The following is a 16243-nucleotide window of genomic DNA, read 5'->3' as shown; positions in this document are numbered from 1 at the left end:
TCCTATCCGTAGGCCCTCGTGACAGTTACGCCGTCCACCAGGATCCAGGGGCAGAGGGTGGGGGTGTCCACCTCCCACCACTGTATCCACTCCCTCTCCTTGGAGAGGAGCCTGACGGAAGAGAAGAGCCTGAGGAGGTCGTCGCCGACCCTCATCCCCTTGAGCGGCCCTGAGACCCTCCCTCCCTCTACCATGTACGCCCCGTCCCTCGGCACGGTCGAGAACTCCCCACTCCTGTAGTTCTTGAACCGGGTGTACCAGTTGCTCGTAAGGACGATCCCCCTCTTCATCTCCTTCACCATCTCGCCATAGGAGGCGTCGCCCTCCCCGACCTCGAGGTTCCATGGATGAGGCGAGACGAAGCCGGCGTTCCCCGTGCTCCCGACCCCCCGCTTCTTCGCTGTGGTGAGGTTGTGCAGGTATCCCCTGAGCGTCCCCTTCTCGACTATCTTGTTCGTCCTCGTCGGGGTCCCCTCGTCGTCGAAGACCCTCCCGCCCAGACCGCCTTCAACCACCCCGTGGTCCGTGAGACTGAAGGCTGCCGATGCGACCTTCCTCCCAAGCTTCTCAGCGAGGTAGGAGGTCCCGGCGTCCACAGAGAATGCCGAGGCAGCGCCGGCGACCGTCTCGACGAGGTTGGACGCCACCGTCGGGCTGAGGAGGACTTCATACTTTCCGGCCTCGGGTTCCTTGGCTCCGCGCATGCTCTTCGCCCCTTCGCCGGCGCGCCGCCCGGCCCCTTCGGGGTCGAACCTCTTCAGAGCGGACGAGCAGGAGAGCCCGTGCCCGCTCGCCTCCCCTTCGGCGAAGCTTCGTATGTTGAGCGTGATGGCCGTCTTCGAGTCCCTCCCGCTCGTCCCGGCCGAAGTGAGTATGGCGACGGTCGCCTTGGAAGCGTCTATGACCCCCGCGGAACGCTTCCCTCCCGCCCCGAGGGAAGAGTCGATGGCCGACTTCGCCATGGCGGGGAGTTCCCGGTCCACATCCTCCAGCCTCCTGTCGTAGCCGAGCTTGCTCGGCGCGAACTTCACCTTCGCGTTGGAAAGAGGGACGTACTCCGACTCGGGGAGCCCCTTCAGTGACGCGAACAGGTCCCTGACGAACTTCCTGACCGCCTCAGGCCTGAGGTTCGACGTGGAAGCGATCGCCTTCCGTCTGTCCCTGGCCAGGCAGACCACCAGCTCGGCCTCCTGCACCCTGTTCACCACCGTCACCGAGTTGTTGGCGAACCTGATCATGCTGTCGGCGGATTCCGCGCTTATCGCCACCGCGTCGTCCACCCCGAGGGCTTTCGCCGCCCCCACCGCGACCTCGTTCAGCTCCTCTAGATCCATCATCTCGACCCGAGCTTTATCCCGGCCAGGAGCGTCTCCGGTCCCCCTGTCCATACGGGCGCCCCTTGCTGGGGGTCCCCCTTGCCGCAGGTCGCCGCTTCAAACTCCATGTGCCTGCTCCTGGCCTTCACGCTCCCCCAAAGCTTGGGGGTGGTTATCTCCAGGACGGGTGACCTCACCAGCCCCTTCAGCTCTCCCCTCTCGATGAGGTAGGCCTCGAGGCCGACGTACCTCTGGTTGAGCCTCTTGTCGTCTATGTTCCACTCGGTGTAGGACTTGAAGTAGACTCCGTGCTTCACCTCCTTGAATATCTCCTCAGTGGTGTAGTCTCCGGGCTCCACGAACGTGTTGGACATCCTGATGATCGGCTCTCTGTCGAAGGACACGCTCCTCGCCGCCCCGTTGCTTTTCAACCCGAACTTCTTCGCCGTCGTCCTGTTGTGAAGGAACTCGCTGATCACCCCGTCCTTGATTAGCCTCCTCTTCTTCCCCGGGACCCCCTCGTCGTCCACAGGCACGTACCCGTTCGAGCGGAGCAGGGTAGGGTCGTCGCTGATGTTCGCTTCGGGGCTCCCTATCTTCATCCCCAGGCTGTCAGCCTTCAGGTAGGACTCCCCGGCCTGGGCGCCCTCCCTCCCGAGGACCCTGTCCGCCTCCTGCGGATGTCCCACTGACTCGTGCGCGGCTATCCCGGACAGCTCAGGGCTCAGCACGACGTCGACCACGTCTGTCGGAGGCGCCGACCTCGCCTTCAGGACCTTCCCCAGCGCCCTGGCTTCCTCTTCGACGAGGTCGGAGATCCTGAGCCGCTCCATGACCTCGAGCCCTCCCGTCTCCGCCTGCTGGATGTACCTCTGAGCTGTGCTCCCGCCGTCCACAGCCGTCAGGGAGCCGAAGAACCCGACCCGCGGGACCCGTCCTGTGACGCGCGCCCCGTCGCTGTTCACGTAGTACCTCTCCTGGAGCTCGGCAGCAGCGTAGAGTAGCCGCCCGGGGATCTTCACCCCCGCCCTGTCTTCCGCGATCCTCCCTTCCACGTCCTGGAGCACCCCCCGGAGCCAGGCCGGGTCGGCGTTCTCGACCCGTCTCGTCTCTGGGGCTGCCCAGCTCCTCCTGGCCCCCTTCGTGCCGTCCAGCAGCACGGGCTCGCTGAGGACTTGGGCCGAGGCCCGTGCGAGCCTTACCGCCCTCGCCGCCACCTCCTTCACAGCGCGGACGCTCATGTCGTTGGTTGCGGAGAACCCGAGGGCGCCCCGCGAAATCACCCTTATGCCTATCCCGAACCCCTCTACGAAGAATGACGGCTGCGGCTCCCCGTTCTTCAGCCCGAACTCCCTCTCCCATGTCGTCTGGACCCTGGCCTCGGCGTAGGACGCTCCCTCTTTCAGCGCGACCGAGACGGCGGCCTCAGCGAGGTCCCTCCCTTCCTCGGTCCTCATGGACCGGGGTCTGCGGGGCCATCTTCTAAGGTTGAGTCCTCAGGCCAGGGGAAGCGGCTTCCCTTTCGAGGGCGGGGCTAGCTTCCACTTCTTCCCCTTCCTGAACTCTGCGAACATCTCCGGGTGCTCAGTGTGGACGGGTATCACCTTCCTGGCTCCTACGCCGTCCACGAGAGCCTTCACCTCCCGCATGGGGGCGTGCCCCGACGCGTGCAGCTGGGTGTAGGTGAACCCCACGTGGTCCACCCAGTTCTTGATGACCGACTCTTCCCTTTCTCCTTCCTCGTTGAACGCTTCCGTGGCTGCGTGTATGTACGTCCCTCCCCTCTCCGGCTTGATGTCGATGAGCTCCGGGAAGTTCCATGCCTCCAGGTGTAGGAAGACCTCGCGCTGCTTTGCCCTCACTTCGGCGGCGCTGACCCCGTCCCCGAGGAACTGCCTCTCCCAAGAGAAGTAATCGGAGTCGTCCAGCCTCCCGGTCCTCTTCCTGCGCACGTACACCCCCACGTCCTTCCCGACCCTGGGGACCTTCAGCTTCCGGTCGGCCCTGAGCTTCTCCAGCAGGATGGCCATCTTCATGGACACCACGAGCCTCCTCCCAGATGCCTCCGCCGCCGCGTGGAACGTGTTGATCCTGTCCAAGTCGTTCCCCCTGAACGAAGAGAAGACCAGGGCCCTGGTTCGGCCCACGAGCCTCATTGCTTCCTCCATGACCTGACCCTCGCTGGTGTTGGCCCCGTCGTCGTTCTCCCTAACCCTCGTCCCTTCCGTGAGCAATGTCCCTGGTCCTTCCTTGGCGGCCGTCTCGACGAAGTCTCGGGTCATGGAACCGGCGGGCCCGTGGAATCTGAAGTCTCCCGTGTAGGCCAGGGTCGCGTCGCCGCAGTGTATCACGAACCCGTAGGCGCCCGGGATCGAATGGTCCACGTGGACCGGGATGAACTCCATCGAACCTACCCTGAACCTGTCTCCGGTCCTGAACTTCCTGATGTCATGGTCGTCGAGCGGGGACGAGGAAGAGTCGCTGTAGGCTGAGTGAACCAGGGAAGTGGTCTCGCCGCAGTACACAGGGATCTTCGGGTCAGTGTATCCGATCCTCCCCATGTGGTCCGAATGGTAGTGGCTCAGGACTATGGCGTCCACTTCGGGATCGGAGTGCTTCAGGCGAGTGTTCTGAAGCGCCTTCTCCGAGTAGAGCCCGGGAATCTCGGGGAGGAGCCCGAACTCGAACAGGTCGCCCGCCCCGTTGACAAGCCGCGGCTCTATCCCTCCGCCGAAGTAGTCCGAGCCGTCCGAGAATCCGGTGCCGAAGTCGAGGAGGACCCTGGCGCCCCTGTCCTCTAGCAGGAACTTGTTCCCTCCGATCTCCCCCACTCCGCCGTAGCAGGTAAGCCTCGGGTACACGTGAGGGAGACCTGGTGCAACCTACTTAACGGTTCGACCGCCTCGGGCCCGGGAACGGATAAATACGAACGCGGTCTCGGAGGAGACCGTGCTCCTCCTGCCGCTTCTCCAGGCGGGCTCAGACTCCGACACACTAGGCGCCATCGCGGTGCTCGTCGTCGCAATAGGCCTCGTCGGGGTCGCCATCCTCATCCTCTTCTCGAAAAGAAAGATCTAGTGCTAACATGACAGTCGCAGCCATCTTCGACGTCGATGGCACCCTCGTCACGTTCCAGTTCGACATGAAGGGGACCAGGCAGGCGCTCATAGAAGAGCTGGCCAGGAGGGGGTACGATCCGGCCGGGATCGACCTCAAGACCCCGACGCAGACGATTCTCGACGCCGCGCGCTCGCAGACGTCGACCGACGAGCAGGGGCGCTACGAAGGCCTCAGGACGGCCGCGTTCGACCTCCTCGACAGATTCGAGGCGGTGAGCGCCTCTACCACGGCGCCCATCGCGGGGGTCAGGGGAGCCCTCGAGCGCCTGAAGTCGAGAGGGGTGAGGATCGCCGTCCTTACCAACAGCGGACGGAACGCAGCTTCTGTGTCCCTCAGGCGGGCCGGGCTGACGGACCTCTTCGAGTTCGTCCTCACCAGGGACGAGACCATAGTGATGAAGCCTAACCCCGGGGGGCTCGCCATGGCAGCGTCGAGATTCGGCCCGACGGTGGAGTCCGTCTACTATGTGGGGGACAGCCCCTATGACATCGCGGCCGCCAGAGGGGCCGGCGTGAAGATGGTCGCGGTGGCCACAGGGAGCTACTCCGCCGAGAGGCTCAGGAGCGAGGGTGCCGACCTCGTGGTGGCTTCCGTAGCCGACGTCCCGGTGGTCCTAGGGGTCTAAACAGAAAAGGAGCCAGGATGGAGGCGGTGCCGTTGGAGTTCACCGCCTCCGAGAGGGGCGCCCTCAGGGCCCTCTGCGACACCCTCTTTCCAGCGATCCCCGGGGAGTCAGGCCTCCTCGGGCGGGGAGCGTCTGACATGTCCGTCGACTCGCTCCTCGCGGAGGCGGCGGAGACCTCCATGCAGCCTGGGAACGCCAGGGATTTCCGTAGGGTGCTCTCCGTCGTCGAGAGCCCCGTCTACAACCTGCTCCTCAGCGGCCGTCCCTCCAGGTTCTCTTCGCTCTCCCCCGAAGCCAGGGAGTCGTACCTCGAGTCGTGGAGGGACAGCGCTCTCCCCCTGAAGCGGACCGCGTTCCAGGCGATCAAGAGGCTGGCTCTCTTCCTAGCATACGCGTCGGCCGGCCCAGACGGGCTCAACCCCAACTGGGAGGCGATCGGGTACCCCGGCCCGTCGCACGACGCCCCCGTCCCGACCCCCGAACATCTCAGGCTGATGCCCATCAGGGTGGAACAGGACACGAAGCTGACCTGCGACGTGGTGGTCGCGGGTTCAGGCGCGGGTGGGAGCGTCATCGCGGATTCGCTCGCTTCAGCAGGATACAGCGTGATAGTGGTCGAGCAGGGGCCGTACGAGACCTCGGAGACGTTCAGACAGGACGAGATGAGGATGATGCAGAAGCTCTTCCAGCAGAGCGGGACCGCAGCCACCACGGATCTCTCCTTCGTCCTCCTCGCCGGAAGGGGAGCGGGCGGGGGGACGACGGTGAACTGGAACACCTGCCTGAAGCCCCCTCTCCGGGTCCTCTCCGAGTGGGAGAGCGAGTTCGGGATCGACGGGGTCGCTGGCCCCGGCTTCGCGTCCATGCTCGACTCCGTCTGGAAGGGGATCAATGTCAGCGCCTCCGAAAGCCAGCTCAACAGGAACAACGGGGTCCTTCGCGACGGGTGCAAGGCCCTCGGATACAAGGACGGGACAGACTACCACGTCATCGAGCGTAACGCCGTAGGGTGCAGGCAGAGGTGCGACTTCTGCACCTACGGGTGCATCTACGCGGCGAAGCAGTCGACGGCGCTGACCTATCTTCCGTCAGCCCAGTCGAAGGGGGCGAGGTTCGTCTTCGACGCCAGGGTCGAGAGGGTGGTCATCGAAGGAGGGGCCGCCAAGGGAGCGGTGGCCACCTGCAGGTCAGGGGGGAGAGAGTTCAGGCTCGACATATCCGCCAGGGCGGTGGTGGCCGCCTGCGGGGGGATCGAGACACCGGCCCTGCTCCTGAGGTCAGGCGTGAATGACAGGAACGTCGGGGCCTACCTGAGGCTCGACCCCACGGTCGCGGTCGGTGGGGTGTTCGAAGACCCGGTCGACCCCTGGAAAGGCCCCCCGCAGACGGTCGCCGTCTGGAAGTTCATCGACCTGGACGGGACCTACCACGGGTTCTGGGTCGAGGCCGCTCCCGCCCACCCGGGTCTTTTCGCGATGTCAATCCCCTGGATAAACGGGCGCCGCCACAAGGAGTTCATGCAGAGGTATTACGCCCGCTCCTCCTCTGCCATAGTGCTCCTGAGGGAGAGGAGTTCAGGGAGGGTCGAGGTCGGCAGGGACGGTTACGCCAAGGTGACCTACGACATGGAGAGGGCCGACAAGGACACCCTGGTGAGGGGGATGGAGGAGACGGCCCGCATACTCTCTGCGGCCGGCGCCGTCGGGATCTGGACGACCCACAACTCGGAGGTCTTCGCTGGAGACGGGACGTCCAAGGTCGGTCCTTCCGACCTGGACTCGTTCTCCGCGGCCCTGCGAAGGCAAGGGGTCCGGCCCAACAGGATGATGCTCTACAGCGCCCATCTGATGGGGTCGTGCAGGATGAGCTCTAATCCGTCTCTGGGGCCGACGTCCCCGTCTGGGGAGCTCCACTCCGTGAAGAACCTCTTCGTGGGAGACTCGTGCGTCTTCCCCACCACCCCCGCGGTCAATCCCATGATCTCGATCATGGCCATGGCCCTGAGGACCGCAGAATCCATAAAGCGCTCCCTGGGTGGACGCCGATGACCCAGAATGACTTCAGCCAAGCATGACGCGCCGTACTACATAGTCGGCCTCCCCGAGGAGCCAACGGAGGCCGCCGAGGCGAGAGCGAAGTTCGAGAGGCTCTCGGACGAGCTCTGCAGGGTCTACCCGTCCATCGAGGAGATCAGGGCGGTGGTGAAGTCGAAGAAGCCGTCGAAGTCCCACGCCCGTTACGAGGTCTCCGTGGAGATCTACACCCCCCGTGACAGGCACGCCTTCGAAGAGTCGGGGTACAACATTGCCAAGGTCTTCGACGTCATGGGGCCCAAGATGAAGCGGCTCCTCTCGTCCAAGCAGTCCAGGGTCACCTCGACCGGGGGAGACAGCTTCAGGAAGGACGCCCCCTAGACGGGGGAGGCGGCCTGCTTCCTGTTCTGTTCCCTGAGCTGCTCCACTTCCGCCCTGAGCCTGGAGATCTCGCCTGAGGTCTCCGCCGCTTCGGCAGTCCTGTGGTAGACATCCAGCGCCTTCCTCCTGATCCCGAGCTGAGGGTCTGACCGACCAGCCTCCTTCAGGTCGTCAAGGAACCTCTTGTCAAGCACGTTCATGAGGACCAGGCTCACCAGAATCTGCCTGACCCTGTACTCCTTGTCGTGCCTGAGCATCTCCCTGAGTATCGGGACCTCCGCTTCCAGGACGAACCCCCTCGCGTCTATCGCCTTGAGCGCGCCGACCCGCACCCTGGTCGGCTTACCGTAGGCCAGAGACTCTCTGATCACGGCATCGGCTTCAGGGCTCTTCAGCTTCCCCATGGCCTCCACCGATGCCTCCCCCAGCACCTCGTTGACCGTGTGCACCACCATCGCTTTCTTCAGGTGCGGGAGGGCCCCTTCGGGCCACGACTTCGCGAGTCCGAGGGCGGCTTCGCACCTCACGAAGGGGCTCGGGTCCGCTTCCAACATCTCCATCAGCGCCTTCCTCGCTTCCTCTTGCTTGAACGAGCCGAGGGCCGCCGCCACTGCCCTCCTCACCTTCCTGTCCTTCGGCGCCCCGGACCGGAGGACCGCCTGAAGCGCGCCGTCCGTCCCTATCCCCCCCAGGGCCTTCAGGGCGCACGCCCTCACGTACCAGAACTGCTCCGTCTCGGCCGCCTGCGCTAGCCCTTCTATCGTCCCCCCGTCCTTCAGCTTCCCGAGCTCCTTCGCTGCCTCCGCCCTGCTGGATGCGTCCTGGCTGCCCTTCAGTTGGTTTAGGAGGAGGTTGGTCATCTTGTCAAACTTCACCCTCTTGAGGAGCCACCCCTTCGGGTCGAACTCCGTGATGGCCGGCTTCGAGGGAAGGGTGAAGGTGAATGTCTGGTCGGCCGAGTCCAGGCCGACCCTGAAGCTCCTCCTCTCGCCCCCCACGTAGAATACCACCTCACAGGGGAGCTTGAACACCGGGGTCCCATCTTCGGTCCTCTGGGTCTGTCTGACCCTGAGCGTCGCCAGCTTCCCAGCCTCGTCCCAAGAGTATCCCACCTCGAACTCGGGGTGCCCTGCCTTGTAGAACGACTGCTCGAAGAACTCCTGGAGCTGCAGCCCGCTTGCCTTCTCCATCGCCTTCCGGAAGTCGTCGGTGTCGGCCCCGGACAGGGCGAACGACCTCAGGTACAGCGATATGCCGTCGAAGAAGGCGCCGTCCCCCATCAGGAACCTCAGCTCATGCAGCCTCGCGGCCCCCTTGGGGTAGAGGTGCATGTCGAAGATGTCGTCGGGCCGGATGTAGTCCCTCTCCACGATCGGGCGCCTGTATTCCTTCCCGTCTTCCTCGAAGTAGAGCTCCATCCTCGCGGCCAGGGCCCACGTCATCTCGTCCACCCCTCTCGTCTTCTCCAGGTACAGCACCTGGAAGTATGACGCGAACCCCTCGTTCAGCCAGGCGTGGGGCCAGTCGGCGCATGTGACGTAGTCTCCGAACCACTGGTGGGCGAACTCGTGGGCGACCAGGTCCACCGCCCGCTGGTAGGGGGACGCGTAGGTGGCCGAGAAGTCCTCCTCCGAGGCGGCGTCCGCGTAGTAGTTTGTGGCGAGGGTCGTCGCGTTGAGGTTCTCCTCGCCTCCGGCCACGAAGTCCTCGACCGTGGTCTGGTCGTACTTCAGGTACGGGTACTTCACACCGATGATGTCTTCGAAGACCTCCAGTATCTTCGGGGTCTCCCCGAAGTACCTGAGCACGTCCTCTCTCTTGGACTCCGGGAAGTTGTAGTTCAGCTTGACTCCCCGGGCCTCCTGAGTGACCACCCCGAACTTCCCGGCGACGAAAGACGTGAGATAGCACGAATGGGGGATCTCCTCCAGCCAGTGGAAAGTGGCTCTCCCTCCTTCGACCTTGGTCGAAAGCAGTTTCCCGTTAGAAATCACCCGGAACTCGGAAGGCACGGTGAGGACGAGCTCGCTGCTCGACTTGTCGGCCGGATGGTCGTGGCAGGGGAACCAGAATCTCGCCTCTTCAGTCTCGGAGTGAGTCCATGCCTGGACCTCCTTCTCCGGGTGCTCCTTGTCGGGGCCGGTGAAGTACAGCCCCATCTTGGGGGAAGCGGAGTACTCGACCCTTACCGAGCGCTTCCCTGCCTTCGGGTGCATGCTCACCGCGAGGATGGAGCCGTCATGCTCGTACTCCGCGGGGGCGCCGTCGACCGACACCTTCGATATCTCGAGACCTACCGCGTCGAAGTGGGCGAGCCCGAGCTCCCCTCTGATCGGATCGATGTCGAGGGTCGCGGAGCCTGTGATACGCTTCTTCTGGAAGTCGACGTCGAGCTCGACCTTTACGTGCCTGGTCCTGTATTCGAGCGGGCGAGGGTAGTGAACGCTCGACTCAGGGAGGTGGAACGTCTTTCGGACCCCTGTGTCCACAGTTCGCCCGCCCGCCGCAGGGCTCAAAAGAGTTTCGTGAGCGGCATAGTTGAAATAAGGTACGGGTGTCGGGCGGTCTGTTGGCATCGATTCAGAGGGCCATCCAGGTCTCGATACTCTTCGCCACCCTGTTCGGGGTCCCGTTCCTCGTGGAGGTCTACCCGGTCCTCCCTGCCTTCGTCTTCGACTCCGTCGCTTTCGGCTGGGTCCTTTTCGTCGCGGACAGCGCCCTGACCTTCGTAAGGCCAAGGGCGTCCTACTACCTGGGGCTTGTCCTCGCCGCCGTAGCTCTCCTGGTGACCTGGTCGCAGCCTGAGCATCTGCGTCTGATAGAGGGCGGAGACCTGGTGGCCGCCGCCACCATCGTCATAGGGACGATCGCCGAGGTCGCTATCATCGGCCTCACCGCCTACTTCCTAGCGTCGGGGAGCAGGAAAGACCCGTGGGCCTGGCCTGGGAAGCGCGAAGACTAGAAGCACCCTCTGACCCCATTGGCATCGGGAGCGGTTGCCAGGCATCGGGGACGCGCGCCCGTGTCTCACGCTCTCAGATGTAGCCCCAGCTGATGAGCATGTCGCTGTCGTGGGTCCACCTCTGGCCGATGTCGCTCCTGTAGAACATGTTCGGGATCATGACGTTCTTCACGTTCTGGTAGGCTTTGTCTATCGCGTCTGCCATGGTCGCCCCAGACCCTGTGACCACGAGCGCGTACCCGGAGTTTCCGGCGATGCGCCAGTCTCCGTTCTCCTGCTTTACCTCCCCTATGTGCACGCCGTCATGTGCCTGGCGCCTGAAGAGTATCGTCGCCCCCTCTGAGTACTTCTTGAACGCCTTCTCGTCTTCGAAGGGCCAGGGCGGGATTGCCACCACGACTCCCACCTGGTATCCCTTCTTCGTTTTCAACTGGGCGTCGTTCCCGTGCGCTATGTCGAACAGAAACTGGCCCCACTCGCTTGTAATCCCCTCCATCTGGATGCTTATCGTGGGATACCCGAACCGACAGTTCCCGGCGAAGTAGGGCCTGCCGTTCCTTCTCACTAGCATCGTGTGCCAGTCCTCCACTTCGACGTCCCATACGACGCCAGAGTACTCCTCCCTTGAGACCGTCCGATCGTCCAGGGGGCAGTCGATGTTTCGAGTCCGGACCGGGAGCCCGTTCAGGTCCCAGCTCCGGGGACCCCCTCCGATGGAGACTGTCTCTTCCTGTTCTCCTGCGCTGATGTTGGCGATGCTCCCGCACTTTATGATGATCTCTTGGAGGTCGTCGGCCAGCCTGCGCGAAGCGGTGGCCACGCTCTGTCCCCGAGCGCCTCTGCGGTTGTCCCCCTCGCCGAGCGAATAGCCGCGCCAAAGCGAGCTAAGCAGCTCAGGTGCAAGGTCCTTGAACCGACTTGGGACGAACCTTCCGTCGGCGCTCAAAGCCGAGAGCCCCAACTCGTCCAGGAACCTGACGAGCTGGGCCGAGGGGATCTGGAAGCCTCTGTCCTCTTGGAAGGTGTAGCTCAGTCCCGTCGCCTTCAGTATCATTTCTGTCTCGTCTCGCCTGCGGCTCTCCTTGCTCTGAGAGAAGTCGACGATGCGACGGTCGCCCGTCACAGATCCTCCTGCCAGATACAGCCCCAGCAGCCCCATGAACGCCCCAGCCGGAACTAGGACAGGCTGATGGAGAGTCTCCGTCGTCCTCCCGTCCTTTCCCGCCTGATTCTGTTCGACGTAGCCTGGGATCTCTATGCTCTTCACGCGCTTCCCAGCGAAAGACCCGCTTCTGACCACGCGTGCGCCGTAGGCTGGGAACCCTCCGGCCTTCGCGAACTCCACCCTCCCGGACCGGCTCACCAAGAGGTTGTGGTCTGGCGTGACCAGCGCGTCGAGACCGGAGTGTGCCTTGCCGGCGGCTCCCAAGTGAACCATCTCTCCCCGATATGTTTTGACCAGAAGCCCGGTGATGCGTTTCCAGCTCATCTCCCGCGTCTTCGGCTCGATCGCCAGCGTCTCGTCTCCCATCTCGACCTCGAAGTACTTCTTCCATCCGGACTTCGTGAGTATCTCCGTCGTCTCGTCGTAGCAGGTCCATTCGAGGGGCCAGATGCCTTTCGAGTTGGCGATGCAGTTGATGTCGACGTATCCGACGTACTTGCTGGCGGCCAGCTTCTCCTTTGCTCTCTGCAGTGTCCGCTCGAAGACGGGGCTGTCCTTGGTGTAGAACGTGGCGGTCCCCATCTCGCCCGTGCTCGGCCCCAATTCGCCAGGAAAGAGACGTTTGTGCTCAAAATTGACGCAGACAGGCATTACGAACTCCTTTCCGTTAAAGAAGGCTCCCACGGCTATCTCCACACCTTCGGCGAACTTCTGCATCTGAAACTCTTTGATCTTCTTGGACCAGTTCGCCTTGTAGTGCTCGAGCACCTGCAGGACGTCCTTTCCGTCCGGCTCCTGGCCGATGAACAGGAGTTCCTTTTCGCTCTGCGCCTTCCCGCTGGGTTTCAGGACGTATCTGTCCGGGTTCTTCTTGACGAAGTCGATGGCGTCATCGAACGACGTGAAATTCCAGCTCGGCAGGACGTCAACGCCGACAGAGTTCAACTCCGACTGGCCGAACTCCCTGTCGAGCTCAAGCTTGTCCGTGTACGGCGTGCCGCCAACTACGAACCTGCCCTCTGCGCGCAGCTGGTCCGCTTTGTTCCCGAAGCCTATGTCATCGAATACGAACACGTCTGCCCAGTCCTTCAGCGAGTCCCACTCGTCGACTTTTTCGAAGAAGCCCAGACCTACGTCCTTCTCTCCCTGCCCGTGGCAGTACATCTTCACTTCGTGTCCTTCCTTCTTCAGCTGCCATGCAAGATCCGCGGACAGACTTTCCTCAGTCACGAAAAGAAATTTCATCTAGTGGGCCGTCATCCTCTCAGCCGTTAATATCTGTTCGCGAAAGTCCGAGGCGTCGGGCGAAGGCCCGACGTCAGCAGTAAGTGGATCTCCTGGAAATCTCGACGCCCCTGCGGCCCGCCTTCTTTCCGCGGCCGCTTCGCATGCGCCCGCACGTCGGTCGCAGCCGTGTGACGCTGCATCCGAGCCGCCGTCATGCCACTCGTTTTCAAAAGTGAGAAAGGTCAGACTGCTTATATCAGTTCCGCAACCGAACCAGTTAGTTGAGCGCTAAGACGTCACTGGCCGGCGGATTCACCGTCGCAGTTCTCGCTGCCGCACTGATACTCTCCGGATACGGCGCGGCGGTCGCGCTGGGCCCGAAGACAGGCTCGGTGACCACGGTCACGAGCACGACCACGGCGATCAACTCGTCGACGTCTTCTCCTTACGTCGTCACCCTTGTGATAACCACCAACAACATGTTCAACGCGAGCGCGGGAGACCAGCCGGCTTACTACGTCCTCGGGCCGGCGGGGCTGCAGTCGGCGGCCGACATCAGCCTCCCGGCGAACCGCCTGATCAAACTGGTGATAGTGAACTATGACGACGGCAACGCCTCGCTCGCCATCCCGAGCGACAACGTGGTCTCCGGTACGACTAACGGGACCATCTTCGTGGCTTCCAACGACAACGTGAACTCCTCTCAGGGCCCGTCAGGGATTGTCCCGACAGGCGGAGTGACGCTGTCTACGGTCCCGGCTTCTGAAGTAGCCCACACTTTCACGGTCCCTTCGATCAACCTCAACATCCCCGTCCCCTTGAGCTCTACGGTGGTGGCGTACTTCACTCTCGCCAGCCCGGGGACCTTCATCTGGTTCTGCGAGACCTTATGCGGCTGTGGGCTGACGGGGGCCCAGTGCGCCATGTCGTCCCCCGGCTGGATGACCGGAAACCTGGTGGCGAGCTGACAAACTGAGTCGGCCATCCTCTCCGGCGGTGGTCGGTCGCTGATGTCGGACCAAGAGTCCGGGGAGAAGGACGGGTCCAGGCGCGAGTTCCTGAAGGCGGCCGCGGCCGTATCAGGGGTCCTCGCCGTGACCGGGATCGCCTCGGTGATGAAGGCGGTCATCATACCGGCCGTCCCCGCGCAGACCCAGACCACTGGCGGCGGCTTCCCCAGGGTAAAGGTCTCGAGCGTCAGCGCGCTTTCGACCAACGTGGCCGTCCTCTTCAACTACCCGCTCGACAACGAACCGAACGTACTCGTCAAGGTGGGCGAAAAGGCCGAGAGAGGGGTTGGGCCTGACGGAGACATAGTCGCTTTCAGCCAGGTCTGCCAGCACCTCGGGTGCATCTGGGGGTATGTCGCCTCGGGGACCTCCCCCAAGGTCGACCCGTCCTATGTAGCGACAGCCCCGGTAGCCTACTGCCCCTGCCACGGCAGCGTCTATGATCTGACCGAAGAGGCAAAGGTGGTAAGCGGGCCGACGCCGAGGCCCGTCCCTCAGGTCCAGCTGGAGGTGGACGGCTCTGGGGACATCTACGCGGTGGGGATGTGGCCGCCGACCATATTCAACCACAACACAGGGTCGAACGACGTGAACTACGACCTGCAGGGGGGGACCCCTGTGGCTTCCTCGTAGGAGGCATTGTGATGTCTGAGAAAGAGGGGATGCTCCAGCGCGTCGCGGGATGGTTCGATTCACGCCTGGGGCTGAGCTATCCTCTCCTCCGCCCGGTCCCGAAGTACGCCCTCAATCCATTCTACTGGCTGGGAGCCCTGACGGTGGTGGCCTTCGTCATACAAGGGGTCACCGGGATAATAATGATGCTCTACTACGTCCCGAGCCCCACCCAGGCCTATTCGTCGACCCAGTACATCTTCCAGAGCGTCTACAACGGGAGGTTCCTGGAGACGATACACCTCTACACCGCCTACGCCATGATCATGCTGGCGTTCATGCACATGATGCGCGGGTATTTCGTCTCCATCCAGAAGAGGCCAAGGGAGGTAATGTGGATAGTGGGGATGCTCATGGGGTTCGTCACCCTAGGGTTCGGGTTCACCGGGTACCTTCTCCCCTGGACCGTGGTCTCGAAGTCGGCGACGGACGTCGGCGTCGGCATGGTGAGCGCCCTCCCTCAGCCTCTCTCTTCGCTCATCACCTTCCTGATAGTGGGGAACGGCGGCGACGGAGCGGAGCTGCTGAGGTTCTTCGACATGCACGTGGTCCTCCTCCCCGCGGTCCTCCTCATCCTGCTGGTCGTGAAGATGTACATGCTCGAGACTCACGGGGTCGGCGAACCGACCTCGGGGGCGACCGAGGAGCAGAAGTCGAAGACGGTCCCCATCTTCCCCGACGTCACGATGTACCTCTTCGAGCTTTCTCTCCTCTTCGGGGCCGGGATGCTCCTGGTTTCGGCCCTCTTCCCGCTCACGCTCCCTCCCGAGTACTCGCCCGCCGCAGCATCGCAGTACATCCCGCAGCCAGACTGGTATTTCCTCTGGGTCTATCAGGTGCTCAAGATCAAGGTCTTCGAAGGAACCACCGGGCTGGCGGCGGCGCTCACGGTCGTCACCATCATCTTCGCCGTGCTCGTGCTCCTGCCTTTCATAGACAGAGGAAAGAGCCGCCAGACGTCCAGGCGGCCTGTTTATACCACCCTGGGCGCCGTGTTTGTGGCCGAGGTGTTGGTCCTGTCCTACTGGGGGCTCGTGACCCCCGGCGAGATAATCCCCATCGAACAGGCGGCGCTCGTGATAGGCGGGACTGCTCTATTAGTCACGCTCGGTTCCTTCGTGATCTATAGGCTCATGTACTCGCGTGCGAGGAACCGCCTCCCCTTGGGGCCGGCGAATGAGGTGCCCCGCTCCGAGCTGAAGACAGGCCTTGCGTTCGCAGGGCTTGTGGCGGCGGGCGCCTTTGCGATGGCATGGCTCCTCAATGGGGCCGTCGGGGCGTTCCTGTCCGGTTGGACGGCGGGGGATGCAGTGTCCCTGCTGGCCTCGTCCGTATTGCTGACGCTCGACGTCCTCGGGAGCGTCTTCCTGATCTATAGGCTCGACCTTAGGACCGGGAGCGTGAAGAGGAGGGTCAGGTTCCTCGAGGTAGGGTGGAAGGAAAGATGAGGGTGGCCGCCTCCTTCGCCGCCCTCCAGGTGGTGTTCCTGGTAGCTCTCCAGGCAGTCACCACTTCCGTACTATGGCTCCTGAACCCGCTGACCCAGGCGGGCACTGACACCTTCGCCCTCTACCTGAGCGTCGACCTCCTCGCCTTCGCCATGATCTCCTACATCTACAGGTCGAAGAAGGGTCCCGGCTTCCCGTCCCAGACCTGGCTCGCCCTGGGGTATCTCGCACTGATGGTGCTCCTCGTATCTAACCTGGCCCTGGGCTGAGCTGCCGGACCCGGG

Annotated in this window: 13 protein-coding genes; 8 read left to right on the top strand and 5 right to left on the bottom strand. The window is 63.3% G+C overall.

The genetic code is table 11. The annotated features are described in order from the left end of the window. Window positions 1-2: 2 nt before the first annotated feature. From JRN21_06130 to JRN21_06120, 3 genes are read right to left on the bottom strand one after another with little or no spacing between them, the layout of a single operon-like run. Window positions 3-1334, bottom strand: a complete 1332-nt coding sequence (locus JRN21_06130) for a TldD/PmbA family protein (protein ID MDG6988888.1) — start codon at window positions 1332-1334, stop codon at window positions 3-5. Then, on the bottom strand, window positions 1334-2773 hold the full coding sequence (locus JRN21_06125; GenBank protein MDG6988887.1) for a TldD/PmbA family protein: 1440 nt from the start codon (window positions 2771-2773) through the stop codon (window positions 1334-1336). Before JRN21_06125 ends, JRN21_06130 begins: the two co-directional genes overlap by 1 nt. A gap of 39 nt (window positions 2774-2812) precedes the next feature. Next, the gene (locus tag JRN21_06120) at window positions 2813-4177 is read right to left on the bottom strand and encodes an MBL fold metallo-hydrolase (protein MDG6988886.1); all 1365 of its coding nucleotides are present in this window, start codon (window positions 4175-4177) and stop codon (window positions 2813-2815) included. Between the two features lie 224 nt (window positions 4178-4401). Here JRN21_06120 and JRN21_06115 point away from each other — a divergent pair, with 224 nt between their 5' ends. From JRN21_06115 to JRN21_06105, 3 genes are read left to right on the top strand one after another with little or no spacing between them, the layout of a single operon-like run. Further along, window positions 4402-5061 (top strand): HAD family hydrolase, encoded by a 660-nt coding sequence (locus JRN21_06115; GenBank protein MDG6988885.1) that lies wholly within the window; start codon window positions 4402-4404, stop codon window positions 5059-5061. Between the two features lie 26 nt (window positions 5062-5087). Then, window positions 5088-7109, top strand: a complete 2022-nt coding sequence (locus tag JRN21_06110) for a GMC family oxidoreductase N-terminal domain-containing protein (protein ID MDG6988884.1) — start codon at window positions 5088-5090, stop codon at window positions 7107-7109. A 6-nt stretch (window positions 7110-7115) separates the two neighbouring features. Next, window positions 7116-7475 (top strand): hypothetical protein, encoded by a 360-nt coding sequence (locus JRN21_06105; GenBank protein ID MDG6988883.1) that lies wholly within the window; start codon window positions 7116-7118, stop codon window positions 7473-7475. Here the strand turns inward: JRN21_06105 and JRN21_06100 are convergent. Continuing rightward, window positions 7472-9991: a M1 family metallopeptidase gene (locus tag JRN21_06100; protein ID MDG6988882.1), complete on the bottom strand. Its 2520-nt coding sequence runs from the start codon at window positions 9989-9991 to the stop codon at window positions 7472-7474. The genes JRN21_06105 and JRN21_06100 overlap by 4 nt on opposite strands. A 53-nt stretch (window positions 9992-10044) precedes the next feature. On the opposite strand from JRN21_06100, the gene JRN21_06095 reads away from it, so the two are divergent. After that, complete coding sequence (locus JRN21_06095) at window positions 10045-10437, top strand: hypothetical protein (protein MDG6988881.1); 393 nt, start codon at window positions 10045-10047, stop codon at window positions 10435-10437. Window positions 10438-10510: 73 nt separating this feature from the next. Here JRN21_06095 and JRN21_06090 read toward each other — a convergent pair whose 3' ends face one another. Next, window positions 10511-12847: a hypothetical protein gene (locus tag JRN21_06090; protein MDG6988880.1), complete on the bottom strand. Its 2337-nt coding sequence runs from the start codon at window positions 12845-12847 to the stop codon at window positions 10511-10513. Between the two features lie 263 nt (window positions 12848-13110). Between JRN21_06090 and JRN21_06085 the strand changes: the two genes are divergently transcribed. From JRN21_06085 to JRN21_06070, 4 genes are read left to right on the top strand one after another with little or no spacing between them, the layout of a single operon-like run. Next, window positions 13111-13797 carry a hypothetical protein gene (locus JRN21_06085; GenBank protein MDG6988879.1) on the top strand — a complete coding sequence of 229 codons (687 nt, stop codon included), beginning with the start codon at window positions 13111-13113 and terminating at the stop codon, window positions 13795-13797. Window positions 13798-13839: 42 nt separating this feature from the next. Then, window positions 13840-14472, top strand: coding sequence for a Rieske 2Fe-2S domain-containing protein (locus JRN21_06080; GenBank protein ID MDG6988878.1), 633 nt, complete (start codon window positions 13840-13842; stop codon window positions 14470-14472). Between the two features lie 11 nt (window positions 14473-14483). Beyond that, window positions 14484-15959 carry a cytochrome bc complex cytochrome b subunit gene (locus JRN21_06075; GenBank protein MDG6988877.1) on the top strand — a complete coding sequence of 492 codons (1476 nt, stop codon included), beginning with the start codon at window positions 14484-14486 and terminating at the stop codon, window positions 15957-15959. Next, the gene (locus tag JRN21_06070; GenBank protein MDG6988876.1) at window positions 15944-16228 is read left to right on the top strand and encodes a hypothetical protein; all 285 of its coding nucleotides are present in this window, start codon (window positions 15944-15946) and stop codon (window positions 16226-16228) included. The genes JRN21_06075 and JRN21_06070 overlap by 16 nt, the downstream gene beginning before the upstream one ends. Window positions 16229-16243 lie beyond the last annotated feature (15 nt).

This window comes from Nitrososphaerota archaeon, from assembly GCA_029785825.1.
Taxonomy (GTDB): domain Archaea; phylum Thermoproteota; class Nitrososphaeria; order Nitrososphaerales; family Gagatemarchaeaceae; genus UBA183.
Note: the sequence above shows the minus strand (reverse complement) of the source record. Positions and strands in the feature narration are given on the sequence as shown.

Bases quoted from the DNA above. Each gene is read 5' to 3' on its own strand.
- JRN21_06105 (MDG6988883.1), top strand. From the start codon at position 7,116: ATGACTTCAGCCAAGCATGACGCGCCGTACTACATAGTCGGCCTCCCC.
- JRN21_06125 (MDG6988887.1), bottom strand. From the start codon at position 2,773: ATGAGGACCGAGGAAGGGAGGGACCTCGCTGAGGCCGCCGTCTCGGTC.
- JRN21_06115 (MDG6988885.1), top strand. From the start codon at position 4,402: ATGACAGTCGCAGCCATCTTCGACGTCGATGGCACCCTCGTCACGTTC.
- JRN21_06075 (MDG6988877.1), top strand. From the start codon at position 14,484: ATGTCTGAGAAAGAGGGGATGCTCCAGCGCGTCGCGGGATGGTTCGAT.
- JRN21_06090 (MDG6988880.1), bottom strand. From the start codon at position 12,847: ATGAAATTTCTTTTCGTGACTGAGGAAAGTCTGTCCGCGGATCTTGCA.
- JRN21_06130 (MDG6988888.1), bottom strand. From the start codon at position 1,334: ATGGATCTAGAGGAGCTGAACGAGGTCGCGGTGGGGGCGGCGAAAGCC.
- JRN21_06080 (MDG6988878.1), top strand. From the start codon at position 13,840: ATGTCGGACCAAGAGTCCGGGGAGAAGGACGGGTCCAGGCGCGAGTTC.